The 378-nt window shown below is 61.1% G+C and carries 1 pseudogene; it reads left to right on the forward strand.

The window, feature by feature from the left end:
- Positions 1–378 (forward strand): annotated as a pseudogene (locus EN885_RS33430) (bifunctional (p)ppGpp synthetase/guanosine-3',5'-bis(diphosphate) 3'-pyrophosphohydrolase); the annotation flags it as partial.

The raw sequence follows: 378 nt of genomic DNA on the forward strand, positions 1-378 counted from the left end.
CAACAAGGGCGTGCTGACGGACATCGAAAAGGCGCTGTCCACGCTGTTCGAGAAGCATGCGATCAACGCCGGCGTGAAGAGCCGGCAGAAGAAGCCGTGGTCGGTGTTCCGCAAGATGGAGGCCAAGGCGCTGTCCTTCGAGCAGCTCTCGGATATTTTCGGCTTCCGCGTCGTCGTCGACACGGTCGAGGATTGTTACAGGGCGCTTGGCGCCATCCACACCGCGTGGTCGATGGTGCCCGGCCGCTTCAAGGACTACATCTCGACGCCGAAGCAGAACGATTATCGGTCGATCCACACCACCATCGTCGGCCCGTCGCGCCAGCGTGTCGAGCTGCAAATCCGCACCCGAGAGATGAACAAGATCGCCGAATACGG

This window comes from Mesorhizobium sp. M6A.T.Cr.TU.014.01.1.1 (assembly GCF_004022765.1).
GTDB classification, from domain to species: Bacteria; Pseudomonadota; Alphaproteobacteria; order Rhizobiales; family Rhizobiaceae; genus Mesorhizobium; species Mesorhizobium mediterraneum.